Raw genomic sequence first — 24,721 nt, 5'->3', positions numbered from 1 at the left:
TTGGAGTCATTCCATGCGTCGCCCGTTGATCGCTGCTGTTCTCGGCCTGTTCCTGCTGGCCGATATCGCCCAGGCTCAAACCCTCGTGGCTACCAGTAACATCATTGTTCGTGCCTTCGGCCGCACCATTGATTTCACCTCGGACACCACCACCTCCATCCGTGACTCCAAAGTCGTGCGCGAAGCCCACGACGATGCCGCCAGCTTTGTCGCCAGCAATGGCGATATCCGTGGCGCGCAACTGGAAGCCGCCTTCGACACCCTGCGCACCCGCGTGCCAGAAGCCCGCGACGCCAGCGACCAGGTCCTCGCCGAAGCCATCCTCGCATTGTGAGGCGCTTCACCGCCTGGCTATTGGCTGCGACGGTACTGCTGGCAGGCAGCGCCGCCCAGGCCAGCCTGCAACTACGGCTCAAGACCGACGGCTTGAGCCCAGCCCAACAGCAGGCCAGCCAGGCATTGCTTGATGAAGCCATGCAGGCGCTGCCGCCGCGCTTCATCGAGCAACTGGACCGGCGCATCGACGTCGGCTGGACCGACGAGATGCCCGCCAATGCCTATGGCCAGGCGTCACTGGTCTCGGAACTGGACCTCAACCGCAAGCTGCTGGCCAGCCTCACGGACGGCACCGCCGCCACCCAGCAGACTCAGCGCCCCCATGGCACCGTGCGCCGGGAACTGCTCGCCACCGTGCTGCATGAGCTGACCCACATCTATGACCGTGCGCGCCTGTGGCCCAAGGACCAGCGCTCGCTGATCCAGCGCTGCAGCCGCCAGAACAACATCACCGGCCTGATTGGCCTGCCCGATCAATGCCGTGGCCAGAATGACCGCCGTTTCACCCTCAGCGACGACCCGCGCTTGCTCGACCTGGCCGGCTGGCCGCAATACGTCGGCCGCCGTGGCGAGCGCGAGCAACACAATCGGCAAGTGGCTCGTAGTCCGGACCTGTACGAAATCACCAACCCCAAGGAGTTCGTCGCGGTCAACATGGAGTACTTCCTCCTCGACCCGAGCTACGCCTGCCGCCGTCCTGCGCTGTATCGCTACTACCAGGCACACTTCGGCTGGGCCCCGCCGGCCAAGGACACCTGCGCCAACACTTTCGCCTTCCTCAATGCCGGTAACGATTTTGCCAAGACGCCCTTGGGCCAGGTCGATCCCGAGCGCGTGTACGCCATCGACTACCTGCTGGCCGAGGCCAACCAGAACCTGGTGAGCCGCTGGGGCCACAGCATGCTGCGCCTGGTGATCTGCGCCCCGGGCCGCCCCCGTGGCCCGGATTGCCGTCTGGACCTGGACCAGCACTTGGTGTTGTCCTACCGCGCATTCGTGGGCGACGTGCAACTATCGAGTTGGGACGGTTTGGTAGGCAAGTACCCCTCACGCCTGTTTGTACTGCCCCTGGCCCAGGTGATCGACGAATACACCAAGACCGAACTGCGCGGCTTGGCATCGGTGCCCTTGATCCTAACGCGCCAGGAGATCAACGACACCGTCGAACACGCCGCCGAAATGCACTGGAGCTACGACGGCAATTACTACTTCCTCTCCAACAACTGCGCGGTCGAAGGCCTGAAACTGCTGCGCAGCGGCAGCGCCAACCCGCAACTGACCACCCTGGACAACATCACCCCCAACGGTTTGCTCGAAGTACTCAAGGCCCGTGGGCTGGCCGACACCAGCGTGCTGGATGACCGCCGCGAAGCCTTGCGCCTGGGCTATCACTTCGACTCCTTCCGCGAGCGCTACCAGGCGATGTTCGAGGTGCTGAAGAAACACCTGCCGATCCCGCAGACCCAGGTCGAAGACTGGCTGGCCTTGAGCGCCGAGCAACGCAGGACCTGGTTCGACAAGGCTGACCTGCGCACCAGCGCCGCCTTGCTGCTGCTGGAACAGGCCAGCTTTCGCAAACAGCTGATGCTCGCCCAGGACGAGGTCAAGCAACGCTACCTCGGTGCCCGTGAGCTGAAGAACGGCGGCATGGCCAAGGCCGATGCCACGTTGCAGCAGATCCTCGCCAACAGCGGCTTCCTCAGCCGCCCGGCGGAGCTGCTCGGCAGCGGCGGCTATGGATTGCCCCAACCCAAGGAGTGGCAACGCCTGGAGTCGGAAAGCGCATCGCGCCAGAAACAGCTGCAATCGTTGACCGGCGACCTGGACAAAGAGGTGAGGGCACTGCTGGAGCCTTCGCGGGCTACAGAGATTGCCGCCTGCGAGGCCAATCTCAAGCAGGTGGGCGAACATCTGCGGGCCTTGCACAAGGCGGCCGGTGGCCTGCAACTGCCTTAAGGTCAACAGCATCGCGGGCAAGCCCGCGATCGCGCCCTTACAGACATCAAAACCAGACCAATCCCACGAAGCATCTGTTCATCGCCTGTTTACCCAGCGAAAGCTGGCTGAAAGCTTTCGCGATTAGGATCGCCCTCACTACCGGCAATAGACCGGTTGGCCAACCTGAGCTTTTCTACGCCCAGGGGCCCAATTAACAACAACAATGGTGATTCTGATGTCCGCTCCTACCCGCCTGTTTTTCCCGACTCCCCCCGTACGCCTCGCGCTTTTCGTTCTGCGCTGACCCCAACCCGGTTCGCCATTCCCTAGCCGCGCTACGCCTGGAGTATTCCTATGCTGACTTTCCTTGGCTTTGCCATGGTCATCACGTTCATGTTCCTGATCATGACCAAGCGCCTGTCGGCGCTGATCGCCCTGATCATCGTGCCGATCCTGTTCGCGCTGTTCGGTGGCTTTGCGCCAAAGATCGGCCCGATGATGCTCGAAGGCATCACCAAGCTCGCGCCCACCGGCGTGATGCTGATGTTTGCCATCCTCTACTTTGCCTTGATGATCGACTCTGGCCTGTTTGACCCGGCCGTGCGCAAGATCCTCAAGCTGGTCAAGGGCGACCCGCTCAAAGTCGCCGTCGGTACTGCCGTACTGGCACTGGTGGTGTCCCTGGATGGCGACGGTGCCACCACTTACATGATCTGCGTGGCCGCCATGCTGCCGCTGTACAAGCGCATTGGCATGAGCCCGCGGATCATGGCCGGCCTGATCATCCTCGCCGGTGGCGTGATGAACATGACGCCCTGGGGCGGCCCGACCGCCCGCGCCGCCAGTGCGCTGCACGTGGACCCCTCGGATATTTTCGTACCGATGATCCCGGCCATGGCCGCCGGCGTGGTCGCCATTCTGGTGATCGCCTATATGTACGGCCTGCGCGAGCGCGCTCGTCTGGGTGTGCTGCACTTGCAAGGCGATGAAGTCGACCATAGCGAAATCAGCGTCTCGCAGTTCCCCGATGCCCGTCGCCCGAAACTGATCTGGTTCAACGGCGCCCTGACCCTGGCCCTGATGTGCACCCTGATCGCCGGCCTGTTGCCGCTGCCCGTGCTGTTCATGGTGGCCTTCAGTATCGCGATGATCGTCAACTACCCGTGCCTGCAGCAGCAGAAAGACCGCGTTGCCGCCCACTCGGGCAGCGTGCTGGCGGTGGTCGGCCTGATCTTCGCCGCGGGTATCTTCACCGGCATCCTGTCGGGCACTGGCATGGTCGACGCCATGTCCAAGAGCCTGCTGGCAGTCATCCCTGAGGCCCTGGGCCCGTACCTGGCGGTGATCACCGCGCTGGTGAGCATGCCGTTCACCTTCTTCATGTCCAACGATGCGTTCTACTACGGCGTACTGCCGGTATTGGCCGAAGCCGCCAGCCACTACGGCATCACCGCCGCAGAAATGGGCCGTGCCTCAATCGTTGGCCAGCCGGTACACTTGCTCAGCCCGCTGGTGCCCTCGACTTACCTGTTGGTCGCCCTGGCCGGTATCGAATTTGGCGATCACCAACGCTTCACCCTGAAGTGGGCAGTACTGGTATGCCTGTGCATAATGTTCGCTGCATTGTTGTTGGGCACATTCCCGCTGTTCAGCACTCTATAATCGTAACAACCCACTGCGCCGGTCCTACTGCCGGCGCGGTCTAACACTCGCGCAAAGGAACACATATGGAATGGCTGACCAATCCGGAGATCTGGATTGCCTTCTTCACCTTGACGGCTCTCGAGATCGTCCTGGGCATCGATAACATCATCATGATTTCGATCCTGGTCAGCCGTATGCCCAAGCATATGCAGGCGCGCACCCGGATCTTCGGCCTGGCCCTGGCCATGGTCACGCGGATCCTGTTGCTGCTGTCGATCACCTGGGTCATGCAATTGACCGCCGACTTGTTCACCATCGCAGGCCAGGGTATTTCCGGTCGCGACCTGATCCTGTTCTTCGGTGGCCTGTTCCTCCTGTGGAAAAGCTCCCAGGAGATGTACCACGCCCTGGAAGGTGAAGACGAAACCCACGAAGAGCCGAAAGGCAAGGGTGGCAAGTTCATCTACACCATCATCCAGATCGCGATCATCGACATCGTGTTCTCCCTGGATTCGGTGATTACCGCCGTGGGTATGGTTTCCCACGTTCCGGTCATGGTCGCGGCGATCATCGTAGCGGTACTGGTGATGATGCTGGCAGCTGGCACCATCAGTGAGTTCATCGACAAGCACCCGTCGCTGAAAATGCTCGCGCTGTCGTTCCTGTTGATCGTGGGTACCGTGCTGATCGCTGAATCCTTCGACGTCCACGTGCCAAAAGGCTACGTGTACTTCGCCATGGCGTTCTCCCTGGCGGTAGAAGCGGTCAACATCAAGATGCGTAGCGCCATCGCGAAGAAGAAAAAACAGCAGGATCCAGTGAAACTGCGCAAGGACATTCCGGGCCAGTAAACCTGCGATGACCGAATGAGGGGCCCCATGCGGGCCCCTTTTTTTCGCCTGCAAAAAGCTGATTTCATGACAGTTTTGTTTCAAAGCCGACTTTAGCTATGCGATGCTGGCGCACAGGCCGTTCGCCAACTACAGCTTAAGTACATAACCCAAAACGGCACACGGCACTTTTTGCTCCACTTCGAGCACGACTCAATACAGGGGGCCGAGCATGCTGACCCTGCTCAATCTTCTTTCTGCGGTAACCCTGCTGATCTGGGGCACGCATATCGTCCGTACTGGCATCCTGCGGGTCTACGGTTCCAACCTGCGCCAAGTCATCGGGCAGAACATGGCCAGGCGCTGGCTGGCGTTCATTGCCGGGATCCTGGTGACCGCCATGGTGCAAAGCAGCAACGCCACGGCGATGCTGGTGACCTCGTTTGTCGGCCAGGGCCTGATGGGCCTGACCCCCGCCCTGGCGACCATGCTCGGTGCCGACGTCGGTACCGCATTGATGGCGCGGGTGCTGACCCTGGATCTGTCGTGGCTGTCGCCGCTGCTGATCTTTCTCGGGGTGATCTTCTTCCTGTCGCGCAAGCAGACACGCGCCGGGCAGATGGGGCGGGTGGGGATCGGCCTGGGCCTGATCATTCTCGCCCTGCAACTGATCGTCGAAGCCGCCGGGCCGATTACCCAGGCCCAGGGCGTCAAAGTGCTGTTCGCCTCGCTGACCGGCGACATTCTGCTCGATGCCCTGGTGGGCGCGCTGTTTGCGATGATTTCCTACTCCAGCCTGGCCGCCGTGCTGCTGACAGCGACCCTGGCCGGCGCCGGGGTGATTGGCCTGCATGTGGCCATCGGCCTGGTGATCGGCGCCAATATCGGCAGCGGCGTGCTGGCCTTCCTCAGCACCAGCATGCAAAACGCCGCCGGCCGCCAAGTGGCCCTGGGCAGCCTGCTGTACAAGCTGATCGGCCTGTTGCTGATCATTCCCGTCCTTGACCCGTTGGTGCAGTGGATGGACACCCTGGACTACAGCGCCCAGGGCATGGTCATCACCTTTCATCTGCTCTACAACGTCACCCGCTGCCTGATCCTGCTGCCGACTATCGGCCCCATGGCACGCCTGTGTGCCTGGCTGCTGCCGGAGCGCCCAGAGGCCAATGGCCTGGCCAAACCCCGCCATCTCGACCCCACGGCGTTGACCACGCCGAGCCTGGCCCTGGCCAATGCCGCGCGGGAAACCCTGCGCCTAGGCGACCTGATCGACAACATGCTGACCGCCACGCTGGAAGTGCTGCGCGGCAAACAAACCGCGATCACCCAGGAAATGCGCAGCCTCAGCGATGATGTCGAGGCGCTCTACAGCGCGATCAAGCTGTACCTGGCGCAAATGCCCCGGGAGGACCTCAGCGAGCACGACAGCCGGCGCTGGGCCGAAATCATCGAGCTGTCGATCAACCTGAAGCTGGCCGGCGACTTGATCGAGCGCATGCTGCGCAAGGTCCAGCAGCAGAAAACCTCCCAGCGTCGCTCGTTTTCCGAAGTCGGGCTGGAGGAACTGGCCGACCTGCACAGCCAGTTGATCTCCAACCTGCGCCTGGGCCTGTCGGTATTCCTCAGCGCCGACCCGGAAAGCGCCCGCCAATTACTGCGCGAGAAGCGCCGCTTCCGCGCCCAGGAACGGCGCCTGGCCCACGCCCACGTCAGCCGCCTGCAACGCAAGATCGTGCAAAGTATCGAGACCAGCTCCCTGCACCTGGAGCTGATTGCCGACATGAAACGCCTGAACTCGTTGTTTTGCAGCAGTGCTTATGTAGTGTTGGAGACCTCCGAGACCGGCGCGCTGGCAGTGGACAATATTGCCGACATCACCCATTCGCCCTGAACGAACCGCACGCCCGGGGAGTCAGTTAAAAACACCGCCCAACCAATGTGGGAGCGGGCTTGCCCGCGATAGCGGTGTGTCAGCAGACAAATGCATGCCTGACACACTGGCTGCTCCCAAAGTCATCACCCGCCAGGAACCCCGTTATGCGTCGCCTGTTATTCGCCTGCCTGCTCATAGGCTCGGCCCACGCCTTTGCCTTTGACCGCTTGCAGGTCGAAGGCTATCTGTTGCCCAACGGCCTGCAGTTGCTGCTCAAGCCGGGCACCGAACGTGGGCACGTGGCGATCCGCCTGGTGGTCGGTGTAGGCCTGGACGACTTCAGTTGCGCGGACAAGGAACTGCCGCACCTGCTGGAGCACCTGCTATTCAGCGGCATCAATGGCGGCGGCGAGGGCGAGCTGGAAGAACAGATGCAGGCCCTGGGCGGGGAGTGGAACGCCTACACCAGCAATGCCGACACCACCTTCGTCATCGAAGCCCCGGCGCGCAAACAGCGCAAGGTGCTGGACCTGCTGATGGCAATCGTGACCCGTACCGAGCTGAGCGACGCCGCAATCAACGCGGCCAAACAGGTGGTGGAGCGCGAAGACGGCGGCCACTCTTCGCACCTGCAACGCCTGCTGGATCGCCAGGACCTGGGCCACAACGCCAGCAATCAACTGGCGGTGGAACTGGGCCTCAAATGCGCCGAGCGTGCCGAAGTCGAACACCTGACCCGCGCCCAGTTGGAAAAGGTACGCCAGGACTGGTACGCCCCCAACAACATGACCCTGATCATCGTCGGCGACCTCGACAAACTGCTCCCGGCCTATCTGGAACGCACCTATGGCCAGCTCGAGCCGGTAGACCCCAGTGAACACCGGGCCTTACCGCAAACCCTTAACGCCGCAGCGACCCAGCGTGACCTGGTCCGTGGCTGGGTCGGCGATGGCGCCAAGCTGCACTGGCTGTTTCCCGAGCCGATACTGGACGACCAGCACGACGCGACCTACGACCTGCTCAAGGACTATCTGGATTGGACGTTGTATCGCCAGTTGCGCCTGCAGCATGGCCTGTCCTACGGCCCGCGGAGCGAGCGCGAAGTGCTCGGCGGCGTGGGGTTCATGAGCCTGAACGCCGACCTGGACCGCGACAACCTGCCTGAAGCCGAACACGTCCTCGAAAACCTCAAGGCCAAGCTGCTTGAGGATGGCCTCGACCGAGTCACCTTTAGCCGCCTGCAACAAGCCGCCATCGACCGCCAGGCCTGGGCCGTGCAGGGCAACAGTGGCCTGGCCGACTATTACTGGGGCGCCTTGGCCGACTACGCGGATGGCCGCTTCAGCGACCCGGCCAAGCGCATCAAGGCCGTAAGCCTGGCGCAAACCAACCAGGCCATGCGCCAGTTGCTCAACCAGCCCGGCTACTGGCGCATCGAAAAGCCGTTGCTCAGTTACGACGCCCTGGGCTGGATCGCCGCAGGCGTGCTGGGGCTGATTGCCATTGGGCTGATTGGCGTGCTCCGTTATCGCAAAGCAGTTGCGTAATCGCACGCCACTCAGAGGGCTAAGACGTTATTCTGTCTGGGATTTTTTCCTACGAAGACTGCGAACCGCCGAATGCCAAACCTGACCCATCTCATCCAGCGCATCCTCGAACTGATGAAGCGCTACCCAGGGGTGATCGCACTCGGTGGTTTTATCTCGGGGGTGGGCAGCTTTATCCTGGTGGACCGCCAGCAAGGCATGGCCAGCTGGATCGCGATCATCATGCTGGTGAGCTGGCTGTGGCTGATGCTGGAGAACAGCTTCACCCAGTTGTTCAGCAAGGTCTTCAAGCGGGAAATCCCCGAGCCGCTGCTGCGCTACGCCACGCAAATGATCCACCAGGAAAGCCTGTTTTTTGTCCTGCCGTTCTTTTTTGTCACCACCACCTGGAACAGCAGCCAGGCAATTTTCACCGGTTTGCTGGGCGCCGCCGCACTCGTCTCGATCACCGACCCGCTGTACTACAAATGGCTGGCACCCAAGCGCTCGCTGTTTCTGGCGCTGCACACCCTGACCCTGTTTGCCGCCTTGCTCACCGCGTTGCCGATCATCCTGCACCTGACCACCGCCGAAAGTTACAAACTGGCCCTGGGCGTGGCGATGGTCTTGTCGATCCCCAGCCTGGCAGTAAGCCTGCCACTGCGCAGCGTCAAGGGGTGGCTGATGCTGCTGGGCGTGACGGCGGCGATCGGTTGCGCGGGCTGGTTCCTGCGCAGTTGGGTGCCGCCGGCGACCCTGTGGATGACCGAAGTGGCAATCAGCACCCAATTGCAGGACCGTACCCCCGGCGATGACCTCAAGGAAGTCAGCGCCAGCCAACTGCGCAGCAGCGGCCTGTACGCCTACACCGCGATCAACGCACCGCGCGGGCTGGACGAGCGCATCTACCATGTGTGGAAGTTCAACGGCAAAGAGGTCGACCGCATTGCCCTGGACATCCATGGCGGGCGCAAGGAAGGCTATCGGGCCTGGACGCACAAGCAGAACTTCCCGGCGAATGCAGCGGGCCGCTGGCAAGTGCGGGTGCTGACCGAAGATGGCCAGGTGATCGGCGTGTTGCGCTTTAAAGTCACGGACACAGCACCAACGGACACGCCAAAGTAGGATGGATCGTGCTATTACATAGCAATTGTGGAATAGCCAAACAAGCTCGGAGCTTATGACCAGTAGCACAACGGCAGGCAATGCCCACCTGGACGCGTCCACCCAACCGCCCCAACTCAGGGTCACCGGGGACTGGACGCTGGCCCACTACAGCGCCCTCAAGCGGTTGTCGGCGAGCCTCGACGGCCAGTACGACGCCAGCACCCGCGTCGACCTCAACGGCCTGGGCGCGCTGGACACTGCCGGCGCCTCGCTGCTGGTGGAACTGTTGGGGCCCGAGCGCATCGAGCACTCCGCCGAACAATCCGACTGCAGTCTGCCCGCCGCCGACCGCGCGCTGCTCAAGACCGTCTACCGCTCCCTGAATGATTTTTGTGTGCCAGTCAAAGAGCCGCAGGAAAGCGCCGGCATCCAACTGCTGGCGCGCATCGGCGGCGCGGTGGATACCGTCTGGCAAGATGCCATGAAGCTGCTCGGCTTTATCGGCCTGATCCTCGAAACCCTCGCCCGTGGCGTGTTCCGGCCCAAGCGCTGGCGCCTGACGCCGATGGTGGCGCATATCGAACAGACCGGGCTCGACGCCGCGCCTATCGTCGCCTTGCTGACCTTTCTGGTGGGCGCCGTGGTCGCGTTTCTCGGCGCCACGGTGCTGGAAAGTTTCGGCGCAAGTATTTTCACCGTGGACCTGGTGGCGTTCTCCTTCCTGCGGGAGTTTGGCGTCCTTCTCACGGCAATCCTGATGGCCGGCCGTACCGCCAGTGCCTTCACCGCGCAGATCGGCTCGATGAAGGCCAACGAAGAAATCGACGCCATCCGCACGCTGGGCCTGGACCCCATGGAGTTGCTGGTGCTGCCCCGCGTTCTCGCGTTGCTGGTGGCGCTGCCGATGCTGACCTTCCTCGCCATGATCTCCGGAATTATCGGCGGCGGCGTGGTGTGCGCCGTGGCCCTGGATATTTCGCCGGCGATGTTCCTCTCGCTGCTGCAATCGGACATTGGCGTCCAGCATTTGCTGGTGGGCCTGGTCAAAGCGCCGTTCTTCGCCTTCCTGATCGCCGCCATTGGCTGCCTGGAAGGCTTCAAGGTCAGCGGCAGCGCCGAATCGGTCGGTGCCCACACCACCTCTGCGGTGGTGCAATCAATTTTTGTGGTGATCGTGCTCGACGCGGTGGCCGCATTGTTCTTTATGGAGATGGGCTGGTGAGCCGTTTACAGCGTGCGCCCAGCGAGGCGGTGATCGAAGTCCGTGGCCTGTGCAATCGCTTTGGCCCGCAGAGCGTGCATGAAAACCTCGACCTGGACCTGTACAAGGGCGAGATCCTCGCCGTGGTCGGCGGCTCGGGCAGCGGCAAGTCGGTGCTGTTGCGCAGCATCGTCGGCCTGCGCCAGCCCAGTGAAGGCCAGGTGCGGGTCTTCGGGCAGAACCTGCCGAGCCTGGCGGAGCACGAGCGCTCACTGGTGGAGCGGCGTTTCGGCGTGCTGTTCCAGAAGGGCGCGCTGTTTTCTTCGCTGACGGTCACGGAGAACGTCGCCCTGCCATTGATCGAACACGCCGGCCTCAGCCGTGCCGATGCCGAGCACCTGGCAGCGGTGAAGCTGGCCCTGGCCGGGCTGCCGTTGTCGGCGGCCGACAAATACCCGTCGTCACTCTCGGGCGGGATGATCAAGCGTGCGGCCCTGGCCCGCGCCCTGGCCCTGGACCCGGACATTCTGTTTCTCGATGAACCGACTGCCGGCCTCGACCCCATTGGCGCAGCAGCCTTCGACCAGTTGATCCTGACCCTGCGCGATGCCTTGGGCCTGAGTGTGCTGCTGATCACCCATGACCTGGACACGCTCTACACCATCACCGACCGCGTGGCGGTGCTGGCGCAGAAAAAGGTATTGGTGGCGGGAGCCATAGATGTTGTTTCGGAAACGGACGACGCCTGGATTCACGAATACTTTCATGGCCCACGGGGCCGTGCGGCACTGGATGCCGCTCAACAGCTTAACGAGGTATGACATGGAAACCCGAGCCCATCATGTGATGATCGGTCTGTTCAGCGTGATCGTTGTGGTCGGCGCCATGCTGTTCGGCTTGTGGCTGGCCAAGTCCAGCGTCGACAGCGCGTTCCAGGATTACGAAGTGATCTTCAACGAAGCGGTCAGCGGCCTGTCCCAGGGCAGCGCGGTGCAGTACAGCGGGATCAAGGTCGGTGATGTCACCAGCCTGCGCCTGGACCCGAAAGACCCACGTCGCGTCCTGGCACGCATCCGCCTGGCCGGGCAGACGCCGATCAAGGAAGACACCCAGGCCAAGCTGGCGCTGACTGGCATCACCGGCACCTCGATCATTCAACTGAGCGGCGGCACTCCGCAAAGCCCCGAACTCAAGGGCAAGAACGGCAACCTGCCGCAGATCACCGCCTCGCCATCGCCCATCGCCCGGCTGCTGAACAACAGCAATGACCTGATGACCAGCATCAACCTGCTGCTGCACAACGCCAACCGCATGTTCTCGCCCGCCAACGTCGATCGCCTGAGCGGCACCCTGGCACACCTGGAGCAGACCACCGGGGCCATCGCCGAGCAACGGGGCGATATCAAGGTGGTGATGCAGCAACTGGCCCAGGTCAGCAAACAGGCGGGCGCCACCCTGGAGCAGACCACCGCGCTGATGCGCAACGCCAACGGCCTGCTCAACGACCAGGGCAAACAGATGTTCGGCAGCGCCGAAGGGGCCATGCGCTCCCTGGAGCAAAGCACCGCGACCATCAACACCTTGTTGAGCGACAACAAAGAATCCCTGAACAGCGGCATGCAGGGCCTCAATGAACTAGCGCCGGCCGTGCGCGAACTGCGCGATACCCTGGGCTCCCTGCGGGCCATTTCCCGTCGCCTGGAAGCCAACCCCAGCGGGTACCTGCTGGGCAGTGACAAGAACAAGGAGTTCACGCCATGAAGCGTGCTTACCAAATGATCCTGCCGGTGGCCCTGGCCCTGGTCAGCGCCTGCTCGATCCTGCCCAAGGCCGATCCATCCAACGTCTATCGGCTACCGGCAGCCCAGGCCACAGCCCATGGCAGCCCGGGCACCTGGTCATTGCGCCTGGCCAAGCCGCAGGCCAGTGAATTCCTCGACAGCCCGCGCATTGCCGTGGTCCCCGAGGGCAACTTGATCAGCAGCTATGCCCAGTCGCGCTGGAGCGATCCGGCGCCGGTGTTGTTGCGCAACCGTCTGTTGGACGGTTTCCAGCGCGATGGCCGGGTGGCGTTCCTGAGCACCGATGACACCAACCTGCAGGCGGACTTCGAACTGGGCGGGCAGTTGCAGGCCTTCCAGAGCGAGTACCGGGGCGGGGCAGTGGAGGTGGTGATACGCCTGGACGCGCGACTGGTGCGCGGCAGTGACCAGCGGATCGTGGCGGCCAAGCGCTTTGAAGTGCACCAGCCAGTGAGTGATACCCAGGTGCCAGCGGTGGTCGCCGAGTTTGGGTTGGCGGGGGATCAGTTGAACAAGCAGGTGGTGGATTGGGTGGTGGCGCAGGGCAATGCAGCGCCGAAACGCTGAGGGCCTCATCGCAGGCAAGCCAGCGCCCACATTCTGATGTGTGGGCTTGCCTGCGATAGCGATCTAAGCCTTAGCCAAAGAACCAGTAGCAAACGGTAATCGCCGCCACCACGCCGGCCAATTCCGCCAGCAACGCACACCCCACCGCATGCCGCGCCCGCTGGATACCCACCGAGCCAAAGTACACCGCCAGCACATAGAAGGTGGTCTCGGTACTGCCCTGGATCGTCGCCGCCACCAACGCCGCGAAGCTATCCACCCCTTGGGTCTGCATGGTCTCGATCAGCATCGCCCGCGCCGCGCTGCCGGAGAAGGGCTTGACCATCGCCGTAGGCAAGGCGTCGACAAAACGCGTGTCCAGGCCGGTCCAGGCCACCAGATGGCGAATGCCTTCCAGGCCAAACTCCAGCGCCCCGGAAGCGCGCAGCACGCCGACTGCACACAGCATCGCCACCAGGTACGGCAGCAGGTTCTTGGCAACGTCGAAGCCCTCTTTGGCACCTTCGACAAACGCTTCGTAGACCTTGACCTTGCGCAGCGCGCCGATCAGCAAGAACAGCATGATCAGGCCAAACAGCGTGAGGTTGCCGAGGATCGAGGACAAGCCTGCCAGGGCCGTCGCCGACATCGTGGCCAGCAAGGCCATAAAGCCACCCAGCACCAGCGCACCGGGGATCAGGTACGCCAGCACCACCGGGTCCCACAGGCGCAGGCGTTGCATCAGAGCTACCGACAGCAGGCCCACCAGGGTCGAGGCGCTGGTGGCCAGCAGGATCGGCAGGAACACCAGGGTCGGGTCGGGCGCACCTTGCTGGGCGCGGTACATGAAGATCGTCACCGGCAGCAGGGTCAGGGAGGACGCGTTGAGCACCAGGAACAGGATCTGCGCGTTGGTCGCGGTGTTGGGGATCGGGTTGAGCTCTTGCAGCGCCTTCATGGCCTTGAGGCCGATCGGCGTCGCCGCGTTATCCAGGCCCAGGCCGTTGGCGGCAAAGTTGAGGGTGATCAGGCCGATGGCCGGGTGACCGGCCGGCACTTCCGGCATCAGCCGCAGGAACAGCGGGCCCAGAGCCTTGGCCAGCCACTCGACGATCCCGGCTTTCTCGGCGATGCGCAGAAAGCCCAGCCAGAGGGTCAGGGTACCGAACAGCAGCACCATCACTTCGACCGACAGCTTGGCCATGGCGAAGATACTCTCCACCATCGCCGCAAAGATCCCGGCGTTGCCGCCCACCAGCCACTGCGCCAGCGCCGATACCATTGCCACGACAAAGAAGCCAAGCCACAGGCCATTAAGCATCAGTCACACCCCTTTAAATATGTGGCGAATGATAGCGGGGCTGGCAGAAACGACAAACCCCGGATTTACCGGGGTTTGTGCGAATCAAGCAGGGATCAGCCCTGGCTGGTCTCGCCAGCCGGCAGCGCGGTCTTGGTCCGCCAGTGTGGCAGGGAGTTCCAGTAGCGCTCGCCCTTGGCATCGTCGTACATGCCTTCCCAACGCGCGATGACCAACACGGCCAGGGCGTTGCCGATCACGTTCAGGGCGGTACGCGCCATGTCCATGATGCGGTCGACACCGGCGATGAACGCCAGGCCTTCCAATGGAATGCCCACGCTGCCCAGGGTTGCCAGCAGTACCACGAAGGACACGCCCGGCACACCGGCGATGCCTTTGGAGGTGACCATCAGGGTCAGTACCAGCATCAGTTGCTGGCCAACCGACAGGTCGATGCCATACAGCTGGGCAATGAAGATTGCCGCGATGCTCTGGTACAGGGTCGAACCGTCGAGGTTGAACGAGTAACCGGTGGGTACCACAAAGCTGCAAATGGCTTTCGGTGCACCGTAGGCTTCCATCTTCTCGATCACGCGCGGCAGCACGGTCTCGGAGCTGGCGGTGGAGTAGGCCAGTACCAGCTCATCTTTGAAGATGCGCATCAGCTTGATCACCGAGAAGCCAAACAGGCGAGCGATCAGGCCAAGAATCACAAAGGCAAAGAACAGGATGGCGACGTAAACCAGGATCACCAGCTTGGCCAATGGCAGCAGCGAGGCGAAGCCGAAGTTGGCCACGGTCACCGCGATCAGGGCGAATACACCGATAGGGGCGTACTTCATGATCATGTGGGTGACTTTGAACATGCTCTCGGACACGCCCTGGAACATGGTCACCAGGGGTTCGCGCAGGTCTGGCTTGAGGCTCGACAAGCCCAGGCCGAATAGCACGGAGAAGAAGATGATCGGCAGCATCTCGCCACGGGCTACGGCAGCAAAGATGTTAGACGGGATCAGGTTGAGGATGGTCTCGATGAACGCATGCTCATGCTGCACCTCGGCGGCGGTCGCCTGGTACTTGGAGATATCCACGGTACCCAGGGTACTCATGTCGATCCCGGCACCGGGGTGGAACAGGTTGGCCAGCAGCAGACCGACCACAATCGCAATGGTAGTGACCACTTCGAAGTAAACGATGGTCTTCACACCGATCCGACCGAGCTTTTTCGCATCCCCTACACCGGCGATTCCGACAATCAGCGACGAAATCACGATCGGGATCACGATCATCTTGATCAGGCGGATAAAGATATCGCCCGCCGGCTGCAACACGTTGCTGATCCACCAGGCTTTTTCGGCACTGAAGTGGTTGAGTACAGCACCGATTGCAATCCCTAGCACCAGACCGATGAGGATCTGCCAGGCGAGGCTTAGTTTTGCCTTCTTCATGTCATTACCCTTGTTTCAAGTGGACTCAGGCAGATGCGCCAGCTGGAACGCCCGGGAGCGAAAAAGTGTGAGCATCAGCCTCCGTAGAAGGTCACCGCAGATGGCCGATATGGCTTACTGGCAAGCGAAAAAAGGCGCAACTATTCCGATGCGGGGGTGCATAGTCTAATGCCGTAAACGCCTACCCTATGCCGAATCGGCATGGGTTTTTGCAAATAAAACTGTCTGTTTGGTCAGTTCGAATGCGACATTCTGTCAGGCATACATGCCGTGAACCGGCCATTTCAGGCTCGCTCAGGGATTTTCGGTTTTTTTGCCGGGAGGGAAAAACTCTTGAAAATTCCTACGCATACCATCGAAAAACCAGTCTGGCCGAGGCCAAACTTTCTCGATAGATGGTCGCGCAGTAACACCATGAAATGGTTGTGATGTAGCAGAAGGGAATTTTACAGCTATGGGCGGCATAAGCGCCTAGCGATCACTCTCAAGCCCGCCGCAAGTCCATCAGGCCATAACGGCCTGCGGACCTGCGTCGCAGCTTTTCTCCTGACCCGGCCCTTGCGCAGGCACTCCCTGTACCCGTAGGTCACGCCGATCCACCTTGATCAGAGCAACCCGGCCCCCTGGTCATGCATCGCCGTCAGGTGGCGGTGCAAACGGAAACAGGCAGTTGGCCGGTTTCCATGTTGGTGAGGCCCGCAGACGGACCTAGTACCAATTCGGATCTTTCTTCAGTTGCTCCATCAGCAACTTCTGCATGCCTTCATCCGGCTTGCCAAGAAAACGGTAGTCCGCATGCCGTGTCGGTGACTTGTCTGCCGGAAGCCCCGCAGGCACTTCGACCAACATCGCGTAGGCATCGTCCTTATCCATGCTGAAAGCCACGATCAGACGTTTATTCAGGCAGGTATCGGCCGTTTCACACAGCGGCCCGACCAAATAACCATCACCGTCTTCCGTCATGGCATTCATTTGCTCAGCAGTGCCCGAAAGATTGATCACCCATTCAGGCAAACGCTCTTCCTGCTTGACCACGCCCTGCCAGGTTTCGCGATATTGCGGGTCGGTATTGAGCAGGTCATTGGCCCGCGCCTGGCCGTCATTGGCGGCCATGGCCAAGCCACTGCCGCCCAACAGCAGGGCGGCAGCAAGGGTTTTAAAAGACAAGTTGGCCATGTTCAGCCTCGACCGCGACGGCCAAAGAAGAAGGAAGCGATGAACATCACCAGGAAAACGACAAAGAGAATCTTGGCGATACCCGTGGCGGTGCCCGCGATACCACCGAAGCCCAGGACTGCAGCCACAATGGCAATGATCAGGAATGTGATTGCCCAACTCAACATGGTGATTCTCCTTTTGCGTCTATAGAAGTGACTGCTGTGTAGCCATCCTGTCGCGTCCCAACGGGGCGGCAGGTTCGTGCCTAGAACACCCAGCGTTCCTGGACAGGTTCGTCGTACAGGGCGATGTCCTGTTCAACGGCCATCATGCGTGGGGTTGCCACGTCGGCGCTGGAGCTGCCAACGGAACGGAAATGGGTCTGCGTCATGGGTGCGCGTTCGAACTGCGGGGTGGACGCCTGGCTCTGCTGCCAATGCTGTAACTGCTGGCCACCGATCAAGGTCACCATCAACGCAAGGCTGGCGAACAGACCCTGTTGAAGGCGCAGTGGCGATACACGCAATGGCTTGAGGCTTTGGCGAGTCATCCTGAATCTCTCCCGCATTTGTTTTGTTCGTTAATCACGCTTGTAAGAGAGATATTGCAGAGTGCGTGCCAGTTTTTTCGCCGAATAAAAACCAATAAAATCAGTAGCTTATAAGATCATTGGTTTTCTTATCAGCAGCATCCTGCACGATGCGCCTATCCTCACCGTGCGAAATGCACGATGGTCGTTGGTCGGATCAAGGGATCAGAACGGGCTGTGGGGCTGCCGAAGCATCAAGAAGGGTCAAAAACCCACTGCCCAGGCATATAAGTAGGAAGGGTCTTAGATAGCTGCGCGATAGGGCCTTGAATCAATCAGAATAAACCATGCAACTTGCCCGATTATTCCGGGACTAACCAAAATCAATCATTCTTAATTTAAGGAGCGCGGGACAGATGGAATCAGCCAAGGAACTTCAAGGCCGCATTCTTTTAGTGGACGACGAGTCCGCGATCCTCCGCACCTTCCGCTACTGCCTGGAAGATGAAGGCTATACCGTCGCCACCGCCAACAGCGCGGCCCAGGCCGATGCCCTGTTGCAGCGCCAGGTGTTCGACCTGTGCTTTCTGGACCTGCGCCTGGGCGAAGACAACGGCCTGGATGTGCTGGCGCAAATGCGGATCCAGGCGCCCTGGATGCGCGTGGTGATCGTCACCGCCCACTCAGCCGTCGATACTGCCGTGGATGCGATCCAGGCGGGCGCGGCCGATTACCTGGTCAAGCCGTGCAGCCCGGACCAATTGCGCCTGGCCACCGCCAAGCAACTGGAAGTGCGCCAGCTGTCGGCACGCCTCGAAGCGCTGGAAGGCGAAGTACGCCAGCCCAAGGATGGCCTCGACTCCCATAGCCCGTCGATGATGGTGGTGCTCGAAACCGCCCGCCAAGTGGCCGGCACCGATGCCAATATCCTGATCCTCGGTGAATCCGGTACGGGTAAAGGTGAGCTGGCCAGGGCCATTCATGGCTGGAGTAAAAGGGCGAAAAAATCCTGCGTCACGATCAACTGCCCATCCCTGACCGCCGAATTGATGGAAAGTGAGCTGTTCGGCCACAGTCGCGGGGCCTTTACCGGCGCCAGCGAAAGCACCTTGGGGCGGGTCAACCAGGCGGACGGCGGCACACTGTTTCTCGACGAGATCGGCGACTTTCCCCTGACTTTGCAACCCAAGTTGCTGCGTTTCATCCAGGACAAGGAATATGAACGGGTCGGCGACCCAGTCACTCGGCGCGCCGATGTGCGCATCCTGGCAGCGACCAACCTGAATCTTGAAGACATGGTGCGCGATGGGCGTTTTCGCGAAGACTTACTGTATCGGCTGAACGTCATCACCTTGCATCTGCCGCCCCTGCGCGAGCGCAGCGAAGATATCCTCGCCCTTGCCGACCGCTTCCTGGCGCGCTTCGTCAAAGAGTATGCGCGGCCGGCTCGCGGCTTCAGCGATGAGGCCCGTGAAGTCCTGCTCAACTACCGTTGGCCGGGCAATATCCGCGAACTGCGCAACGTCGTAGAACGCGCGAGCATCATCTGCGCCCAGGAGAAAGTCGAAATCAGCCATCTGGGGATGGCCGAGCAACCGACCAACAACTCCCCGCGTATTGGTGCGGCGTTGAGCCTGGATGAATTGGAAAAGGCCCATATCGGCGCCGTCCTGGCCACCAGCGATACCCTGGACCAGGCGGCCAAGACCCTGGGCATTGATGCATCGACGCTGTATCGCAAACGCAAGCAATACAACCTGTGAGCTGCACCTTATGAAGTTGGCGATGAAACTGCGCACGCGGCTGTTCCTGAGTATCTCTGCGCTGATCACCGTGGCCCTGCTTGGGTTGCTGCTGGGGCTGGTGAGTGTCATGCAAATGGCCAAGACCCAGGAGTCCCTGATCCGCAGCAACTTCATTACCCTGGACCTGGGACTCAAGCTGCGCCAGACCCTGGGCGACCAGTTGATCCTGATGCTCAACGACACCCCGGACCCGGTCGCGCTGAATACATCCAAGCAGGAGTATTTCAAGCTGCTGGACCAAGGCATCGCCCATGAGAAAAGTGTGGACAGGATCGGCGGTCTCACTCAGGCCAAGGCCGATTACCTGAGGTTTATCGAAGCCTTCGACGAAAATGAAAGTACGCCGCCGTCCCTGCGCAATAACGCAAAACTTACCGCCAGCTTCAACGCCTTGCGCAATGGGCTGATCAGCGAACACAAAACCGCACTGGAAAACATCAGCGACACCGTGCGGCAATCGCGTGAGCGAGCCTTGTGGATCGCCGGCCTGCTCGGGCTGGTGGGGCTGGCAGTGCTGATCATCGGGTTCATCACCGCCCATGGCATCGCCCGGCGCTTTGGCGGGCCGATCGAGGCGCTGGCCAAGGCTGCCGATAAAATCGGCCAAGGCAATTTCGATGTCACGCTGCCTATTTCTTCAGCTGCAGAAATGAACCTGTTGACCCGGCGCTTTGGCATCATGGCCGAAGCCCTGCGTCAGCATCAGGCCACGAACGTCGATGAATTGCTCGCCGGCCAGCAACGCTTGCAGGCCGTGCTCGACAGCATCGACGACGGTTTGCTGATGATCGACCGCCAAGGCCGTCTTGAACACCTCAACCCGGTCGCCCAGCGCCAGTTGGGTTGGGACGAGACCCGCCTGGGAGAGGGCCTGGGCGAAGCGTTACAGCGCCCGGAACTGGATGAGCAACTGCATCTGGTGCTGCGCGGCGGCAACCTGGAGCGCGCACCTGACGACCTGGAAGTGGAAGTCGAAGGCGAATCACGCCTGCTGACCTACAGCATGACGCCGGTCAGCCACCACCAGGGGCACATCCTCGGCGCGGTGATGGTATTGCATGACGTTACCGAGCAACGGGCCTTCGAGCGGGTGCGCAGCGAGTTCGTGCTGCGGGCCTCCCATGAACTGCGCACGCCGGTCACCGGTATGCACATGGCATTCGGGCTGTTCCAGGAACGGGCGAAGTTCCCCGCCGAGTCGCGCGAAGCCGACCTGCTGAATACGGTCAATGAAGAAATGCAGCGCTTGATGCAACTGATCAACGACTTGCTTAACTTTTCCCGCTATCAGAACGGCCTGCAAAAACTCACCCTGGCGCCCTGCGACACCAACGATCTGCTCGAACATGCCCGCGCGCGTTTTGCCGAACTGGCGAATGCGCAAAACATCGACCTGGTGATAGAGGCACAGGCGCAACTACCCAGGCTACACGCCGACCGGGCGCAATTGGAGCGAGTCCTCGACAATCTGCTGGGCAATGCCCTGCGCCATACCAGCGAAGGCGGGCAGATTCGCTTGCAAGCGCGGCGCCATGGCGAACGGCTGATCATCAGCGTGGAGGACAACGGCGAAGGCATCGCCTATGGCCAGCAGGGCAGGATTTTCGAACCTTTTGTCCAGGTAGGCCGCAAGAAAGGCGGCGCCGGCCTGGGGCTGGCGCTGTGCAAGGAGATCGTGCAACTGCACGGCGGCAGGATGGGGGTCTATTCCCGGCCGGGGCAGGGCACGCAGTTCTATATGGCGTTGCCGCTTTAACTATCAGTCAGCGCGCTACTCAAAGGCTGCAACGATCAAAGGTGGGAGCTCGACGGCTCCCACCTCAATTGCGCGCAGCGCTTAAAGACCTTAGCGGTGGTTCAGTGCCCGCAGGATCGCTGCACTTTGCGCATCCGGCGTACCGTCGAACAACGCCGGCCGGAAGCGCATCTGGAAGGCGGCCAGTACACGCCGTGTCGCCACATCCAATTCACCGGTCTGCGGCGTGGCATACCCCAAGCGTGCCAACTCTTCCTGGAACCAGGTAATGCTCGGCAACTGCCCGGCGTACTCGGCCTGATACCGCGCAACCGCCTGGGCCTCGGGCCAGATCCCCAGACCTTCATCAGCCAGGCGCTTCCACGGGAACAATGGACCCGGATCGAGTTTGCGGCCAGGCGCGATATCGCTATGACCAATAATGAATCGCGGGTTGATCCGGTTGCGCTGGCTGATGTCCTTGAGCAAGGTCACCAGGGACTGGACCTGCGCCTCGGAGTACGGATACCAGACCCGACCTGTTGGCGTGTCGCGATAACCCGGATTGACGATCTCGATGCCAATGGAGCTGGAGTTGAGCCAGGTACGCCCCATCCACTCACTTTCTCCGGCGTGCCAGGAGCGCTTGTCTTCATCCACCAGCTTATAGATGGTTGCGCGGGCATCATCGCCAATCAGGTAATGGCTGCTGACCTGGCCTTTGGTCAATAGCGCCAGCGAGCTTTGAAGGTTGGTAGCGGTGTAGTGCAGGACGACGAACTGGATACGATGATCGAAGTTCACCGATGGGTGGCTGGTATCCAGCCGCGGGCCACTCGCACAACCGGCGAGGGTGAGGAACAGTAGAGCAGTAACTAGAAATTTCATGGCAACAGACAGTACGCTAAAGACGATAATGCAACAGTGTAACGTACGGTTTGCCGGCCAGCGGCCGGCAATACAAAATCGAACAAATTTTCAGGCCGCCTGCACCTGGTTACGTCCGGCCGCCTTGGCTCGATACAACGCCTCGTCCGCGCGCTTGAGTGCCAGGTCGCTGCGCTCGCCGGGCTGGAACTGCGCCATGCCGATGGACATCGTAATGGTCACCCGCTCGCCCTTGAAGTGAAACGGGCACGCCTCGATGGCCGCCCGCAGGCGTTCGCCGAGTTCCAGCGCACCGCCCAACGCCGAATCCGGCATCAGCAGCACAAACTCCTCACCGCCAAACCGTGCGATAAAGTCCGTCGGGCGCAGGTGCTTGCTCAATACAGTGGCGATGATTTTCAGCACCTTGTCGCCCGCCAGATGGCCGTAGCTGTCATTGATGCGCTTGAAGTGGTCGAGGTCGAGCATCGCCAACGACAGGCTGTTGCCCTGTTGATGCCAGGTATTGACCTCGTACTCCAGGCGCTCGCTCCAGGCCGCACGATTGGGCAATCCAGTGAGCGGGTCGATCAAGGCTTTCTGGCGCTGCACCTCAAGGTGGTCCCGATAGCCCTGGGCCTCCTGCTCCATACTCGCCACCCGCTCGGCCAAACCCTGCAACCGCGCGGCGACTTCATGTTCACGCTGGTCACGCTGCTTTTGATGCTCGTCCATGGCACCCAACAGCCCCTCAAGATGACTTTCCAGCACTTGCTTGAGGTCATCGAGGTCGGCCGCTTCCTGGACACTGCTTTGCAAGCCATCCATCTGTTCACGGATTTGCGTATCCATCTCGCGCGCGGCGCTGCGGCTGTCGGCGTGCCCGTCGCTGGCCGCCTGCAGGTTGCTCTGGAAGGCTTCCAGCCGCTCGTTGAGATGCTTGAGGTAGGCCTCGAACTCATGCTGGCCGCTATCGGTGATGGCCAGCATCAATACCGCCAGGTCATCGAGGATCGGTAGCAGTTCGTACCAATTCAGCCCTTGGGCCAGGCGTTCGCGCATGGCTTGCGCCTGGGGCCGGTGCCGCTCGGGCAGAGCGAGGTCGCCCAGCAGGCCGAGCAGGGTGTCTTCGATATGTTTGGCGACAGAGCTGTAGGACGGCTCGGGCGAATCGGGCAGGGCGTACAGCGCCTCAGGATCAACTTCCGCCGATTCGTCGTCCAGCACAGGCGGCAATGACAGACTGCCGATCTCGGTCGGTTGCGGCACCAGGGGCAGGACCTCGGGCGCAACTACCGCCGCAGCGACAGCCCGTTCAGGCAGCGGGGCAAGGCTCACTTCGACAGGTCGGGGCGGTTCCGGGGTTTCGATGGCGACCGCGAGCGTCTCGACGGGTGATAAGCGAGGAGCGCCAACCTCGGGCACTGATGCCACACGCTCATCCACATCAACCCGAGGCGCCACAGGCTGAGGTGCAGGCGCAGGCGCAGGTGCAACTTCAAGTACCGGCTGCTGCGGGGCCTGGGCTTGTGGCGCGAAGGCACGCAGGGCCTGGGCCAGCTCGGGCGCATCCTCAACCACCGGGGTGGCCGGGCTTGGTGCTACCGCAGGGGGTTGCCGGGAAGGCGGAGAAACAGCGGGCTCAACCGGCGCAACCTCTGTACCCGCCTCCTTGCCACCAAACAGGCGCTGCAACAAACCTGGACGAGCAGGTTCGTCATCCGACTCAAGATTACTCAGGGCCTGCCCTTGCAGACCGCTCAACTCACTGAGCAGCAGGGGAATTTCCCGCGCCTGGCCGACTCGGCTATCCAACTGCTTGGCAAAGCTCTTCAGCGGGCGACTGACTTCCCGGGGCAAGGGCAGGGCCTGTAATTGCGAGACCAAGGCGGTCAGCGCCGTACTGATCTGATCCACCCGCGTTTCACGGCGTTGCTCGGAGTCCAGCACGGCCTTTTCCAGGCGTGGCAACAAGGCGGCGAGCGCGGCGTCCATGTCATCGGTGCGCACCACATCGCGCATCTCTTTCATACACTGGTCCACGGCCCGATCCGTGCCTTCGGCCGCCAGCGTGCTGCGCACCAGCCCACGACGCAGCAAGTCGAGGCGCGCAGCCCAACGACGTTCGAGCTTTTCTTGTTGCTCGATGCTTAACAGGTATTTTTCTTTCCAGCGCTGGGCGTCGTCGCTCATGCAAGGGGTCCGCGAGGGCCGGGGCTCAACGCGGGTAATGCATCAGCCGTGAGCGAACCCGGCAGACGAATCTCTACCGCGACCGGCAGGTGATCGGAAATGGGCTGCGCCAGCACCTGCACGCGTTCCAGCGTCAGGGTCGGGCTTAACAGAATGTGATCTAGACAGCGTTGCGGACGCCAACTGGGGAACGTGGCTTCGACCTGCGGCGCCAGCAGCCCGAGGTCGCGCAGCGGAGAATTCTGCAACAGGTCGCTGGCGTGGGTGTTCATGTCCCCCATCAGCACCTGGTGTTTGTAATCGCCAATCAGCTCACGGATGTAGGCCAACTGCAGGGTCCGGGTACGCGCCCCCAGCGCCAGGTGCATCATGACCACCACCAGCGCCTCGGGCCCTTCGCCGAAGCGCACCAGAATCGCCCCGCGCCCTTTCGGGCCCGGCAGTGGATGGTCTTCGATCACCGAGGGCTTCAACCGGCTGAGCACGCCATTGCTGTGCTGGCCCAGTCGGCCGAGGTTGCGATTGAGTTGTTGGTACCAGTAGGGGAAAGCACCGAGCTGGGCCAGGTGTTCGACCTGATTGACGTAGCCTGAACGCAGGCTGCCACCGTCGGCCTCCTGCAGGGCCACCAGGTCGAAATCGCCCAGCAGGTCGCCAATCTTCTGCAGATTGCCGGCCCGACCGTTGTGGGGCAGCAGATGCTGCCAGCCCCGGGTCAGGTAGTGGCGGTACTTTTCGGTACTGATGCCTACCTGGATATTGAAGCTCAGTAAGCGCAGCCGGCTATCCGCCGGCAGGCCGGTGGACGTCAGGTGGTGTTCGTTGACCTGCGGATCATGCAGGCCAACCACTCGTTCAGTACCCCAGCGACGCATGGCGAGCC

The 24,721-nt window shown here is 61.6% G+C and carries 21 protein-coding genes; 13 read left to right on the top strand and 8 right to left on the bottom strand.

What is annotated here, in order from left to right:
• Positions 1-13 precede the first annotated feature (13 nt).
• The 11 genes from HBR94_RS21010 to HBR94_RS20960 all read left to right on the top strand — a co-directional run bounded on the left by HBR94_RS21010 (position 14) and on the right by HBR94_RS20960 (position 12,824).
• Positions 14-334 (top strand): DUF2388 domain-containing protein, encoded by a 321-nt coding sequence (locus HBR94_RS21010; protein ID WP_057442137.1) that lies wholly within the window; start codon positions 14-16, stop codon positions 332-334.
• Positions 331-2,292: a DUF4105 domain-containing protein gene (locus tag HBR94_RS21005; protein WP_170045477.1), complete on the top strand. Its 1,962-nt coding sequence runs from the start codon at positions 331-333 to the stop codon at positions 2,290-2,292. The genes HBR94_RS21010 and HBR94_RS21005 overlap by 4 nt, the downstream gene beginning before the upstream one ends.
• A 336-nt stretch (positions 2,293-2,628) precedes the next feature.
• Complete coding sequence (locus HBR94_RS21000; protein ID WP_057442133.1) at positions 2,629-3,936, top strand: CitMHS family transporter; 1,308 nt, start codon at positions 2,629-2,631, stop codon at positions 3,934-3,936.
• A gap of 65 nt (positions 3,937-4,001) precedes the next feature.
• The gene (locus tag HBR94_RS20995) at positions 4,002-4,769 is read left to right on the top strand and encodes a TerC family protein (protein WP_057442131.1); all 768 of its coding nucleotides are present in this window, start codon (positions 4,002-4,004) and stop codon (positions 4,767-4,769) included.
• Positions 4,770-4,980: 211 nt separating this feature from the next.
• A complete protein-coding gene (locus HBR94_RS20990; protein WP_057442129.1) occupies positions 4,981-6,639 on the top strand; it encodes a Na/Pi cotransporter family protein in 1,659 nt (552 codons plus the stop codon).
• 146 nt (positions 6,640-6,785) lie between these two features.
• Positions 6,786-8,168, top strand: coding sequence for an insulinase family protein (locus HBR94_RS20985; protein ID WP_170045476.1), 1,383 nt, complete (start codon positions 6,786-6,788; stop codon positions 8,166-8,168).
• A gap of 72 nt (positions 8,169-8,240) precedes the next feature.
• Positions 8,241-9,272 carry a DUF5924 family protein gene (locus HBR94_RS20980; RefSeq protein WP_057439236.1) on the top strand — a complete coding sequence of 344 codons (1,032 nt, stop codon included), beginning with the start codon at positions 8,241-8,243 and terminating at the stop codon, positions 9,270-9,272.
• A 55-nt stretch (positions 9,273-9,327) separates the two neighbouring features.
• Positions 9,328-10,476: an ABC transporter permease gene (locus HBR94_RS20975; RefSeq protein ID WP_057957915.1), complete on the top strand. Its 1,149-nt coding sequence runs from the start codon at positions 9,328-9,330 to the stop codon at positions 10,474-10,476.
• Positions 10,473-11,276 carry an ATP-binding cassette domain-containing protein gene (locus HBR94_RS20970; RefSeq protein ID WP_057439238.1) on the top strand — a complete coding sequence of 268 codons (804 nt, stop codon included), beginning with the start codon at positions 10,473-10,475 and terminating at the stop codon, positions 11,274-11,276. The genes HBR94_RS20975 and HBR94_RS20970 overlap by 4 nt, the downstream gene beginning before the upstream one ends.
• Before the next feature lies 1 nt (position 11,277).
• Positions 11,278-12,216, top strand: coding sequence for an MlaD family protein (locus tag HBR94_RS20965; RefSeq protein WP_057439239.1), 939 nt, complete (start codon positions 11,278-11,280; stop codon positions 12,214-12,216).
• Positions 12,213-12,824, top strand: a complete 612-nt coding sequence (locus tag HBR94_RS20960) for an ABC-type transport auxiliary lipoprotein family protein (RefSeq protein WP_170045475.1) — start codon at positions 12,213-12,215, stop codon at positions 12,822-12,824. The genes HBR94_RS20965 and HBR94_RS20960 overlap by 4 nt, the downstream gene beginning before the upstream one ends.
• A gap of 70 nt (positions 12,825-12,894) precedes the next feature.
• Here the strand turns inward: HBR94_RS20960 and HBR94_RS20955 are convergent, their stop codons facing one another.
• The 5 genes from HBR94_RS20955 to HBR94_RS20935 form a co-directional block, all read right to left on the bottom strand.
• Complete coding sequence (locus tag HBR94_RS20955) at positions 12,895-14,124, bottom strand: spore maturation protein (RefSeq protein ID WP_115127098.1); 1,230 nt, start codon at positions 14,122-14,124, stop codon at positions 12,895-12,897.
• Between the two features lie 95 nt (positions 14,125-14,219).
• Entirely contained in the window at positions 14,220-15,551 is a 1,332-nt protein-coding gene (gltP, locus tag HBR94_RS20950; RefSeq protein WP_057444842.1) for a glutamate/aspartate:proton symporter GltP, read from the bottom strand.
• Positions 15,552-16,259: 708 nt separating this feature from the next.
• Positions 16,260-16,727: an inhibitor of vertebrate lysozyme family protein gene (locus tag HBR94_RS20945; protein WP_170045474.1), complete on the bottom strand. Its 468-nt coding sequence runs from the start codon at positions 16,725-16,727 to the stop codon at positions 16,260-16,262.
• Positions 16,728-16,729: 2 nt separating this feature from the next.
• Entirely contained in the window at positions 16,730-16,894 is a 165-nt protein-coding gene (locus HBR94_RS20940) for a DUF1328 domain-containing protein (protein ID WP_003170804.1), read from the bottom strand.
• Between the two features lie 80 nt (positions 16,895-16,974).
• Positions 16,975-17,259 (bottom strand): hypothetical protein, encoded by a 285-nt coding sequence (locus HBR94_RS20935; RefSeq protein WP_057439242.1) that lies wholly within the window; start codon positions 17,257-17,259, stop codon positions 16,975-16,977.
• A gap of 395 nt (positions 17,260-17,654) precedes the next feature.
• On the opposite strand from HBR94_RS20935, the gene algB reads away from it, so the two are divergent.
• Both algB and HBR94_RS20925 read left to right on the top strand, forming a co-directional pair.
• Positions 17,655-19,001, top strand: a complete 1,347-nt coding sequence (algB, locus tag HBR94_RS20930; protein WP_170045473.1) for a sigma-54-dependent response regulator transcription factor AlgB — start codon at positions 17,655-17,657, stop codon at positions 18,999-19,001.
• A gap of 10 nt (positions 19,002-19,011) precedes the next feature.
• Entirely contained in the window at positions 19,012-20,799 is a 1,788-nt protein-coding gene (locus HBR94_RS20925) for a KinB sensor domain-containing domain (RefSeq protein WP_120731148.1), read from the top strand.
• Between the two features lie 90 nt (positions 20,800-20,889).
• Here the strand turns inward: HBR94_RS20925 and HBR94_RS20920 are convergent, their stop codons facing one another.
• The 3 genes from HBR94_RS20920 to HBR94_RS20910 form a co-directional block, all read right to left on the bottom strand.
• The gene (locus HBR94_RS20920) at positions 20,890-21,666 is read right to left on the bottom strand and encodes an N-acetylmuramoyl-L-alanine amidase (RefSeq protein ID WP_057957907.1); all 777 of its coding nucleotides are present in this window, start codon (positions 21,664-21,666) and stop codon (positions 20,890-20,892) included.
• 90 nt (positions 21,667-21,756) lie between these two features.
• Positions 21,757-23,838: a diguanylate cyclase gene (locus tag HBR94_RS20915; RefSeq protein ID WP_170045472.1), complete on the bottom strand. Its 2,082-nt coding sequence runs from the start codon at positions 23,836-23,838 to the stop codon at positions 21,757-21,759.
• Complete coding sequence (locus tag HBR94_RS20910) at positions 23,835-24,713, bottom strand: endonuclease/exonuclease/phosphatase family protein (protein ID WP_057439246.1); 879 nt, start codon at positions 24,711-24,713, stop codon at positions 23,835-23,837. The genes HBR94_RS20915 and HBR94_RS20910 overlap by 4 nt, the downstream gene beginning before the upstream one ends.
• Positions 24,714-24,721 lie beyond the last annotated feature (8 nt).

The sequence above is a fragment of the Pseudomonas sp. WS 5412 genome (assembly GCF_012985615.1).
Lineage (GTDB): Bacteria > Pseudomonadota > Gammaproteobacteria > Pseudomonadales > Pseudomonadaceae > Aquipseudomonas > Aquipseudomonas shahriarae.
This window is presented reverse-complemented; position numbering and strand designations above follow the sequence as displayed.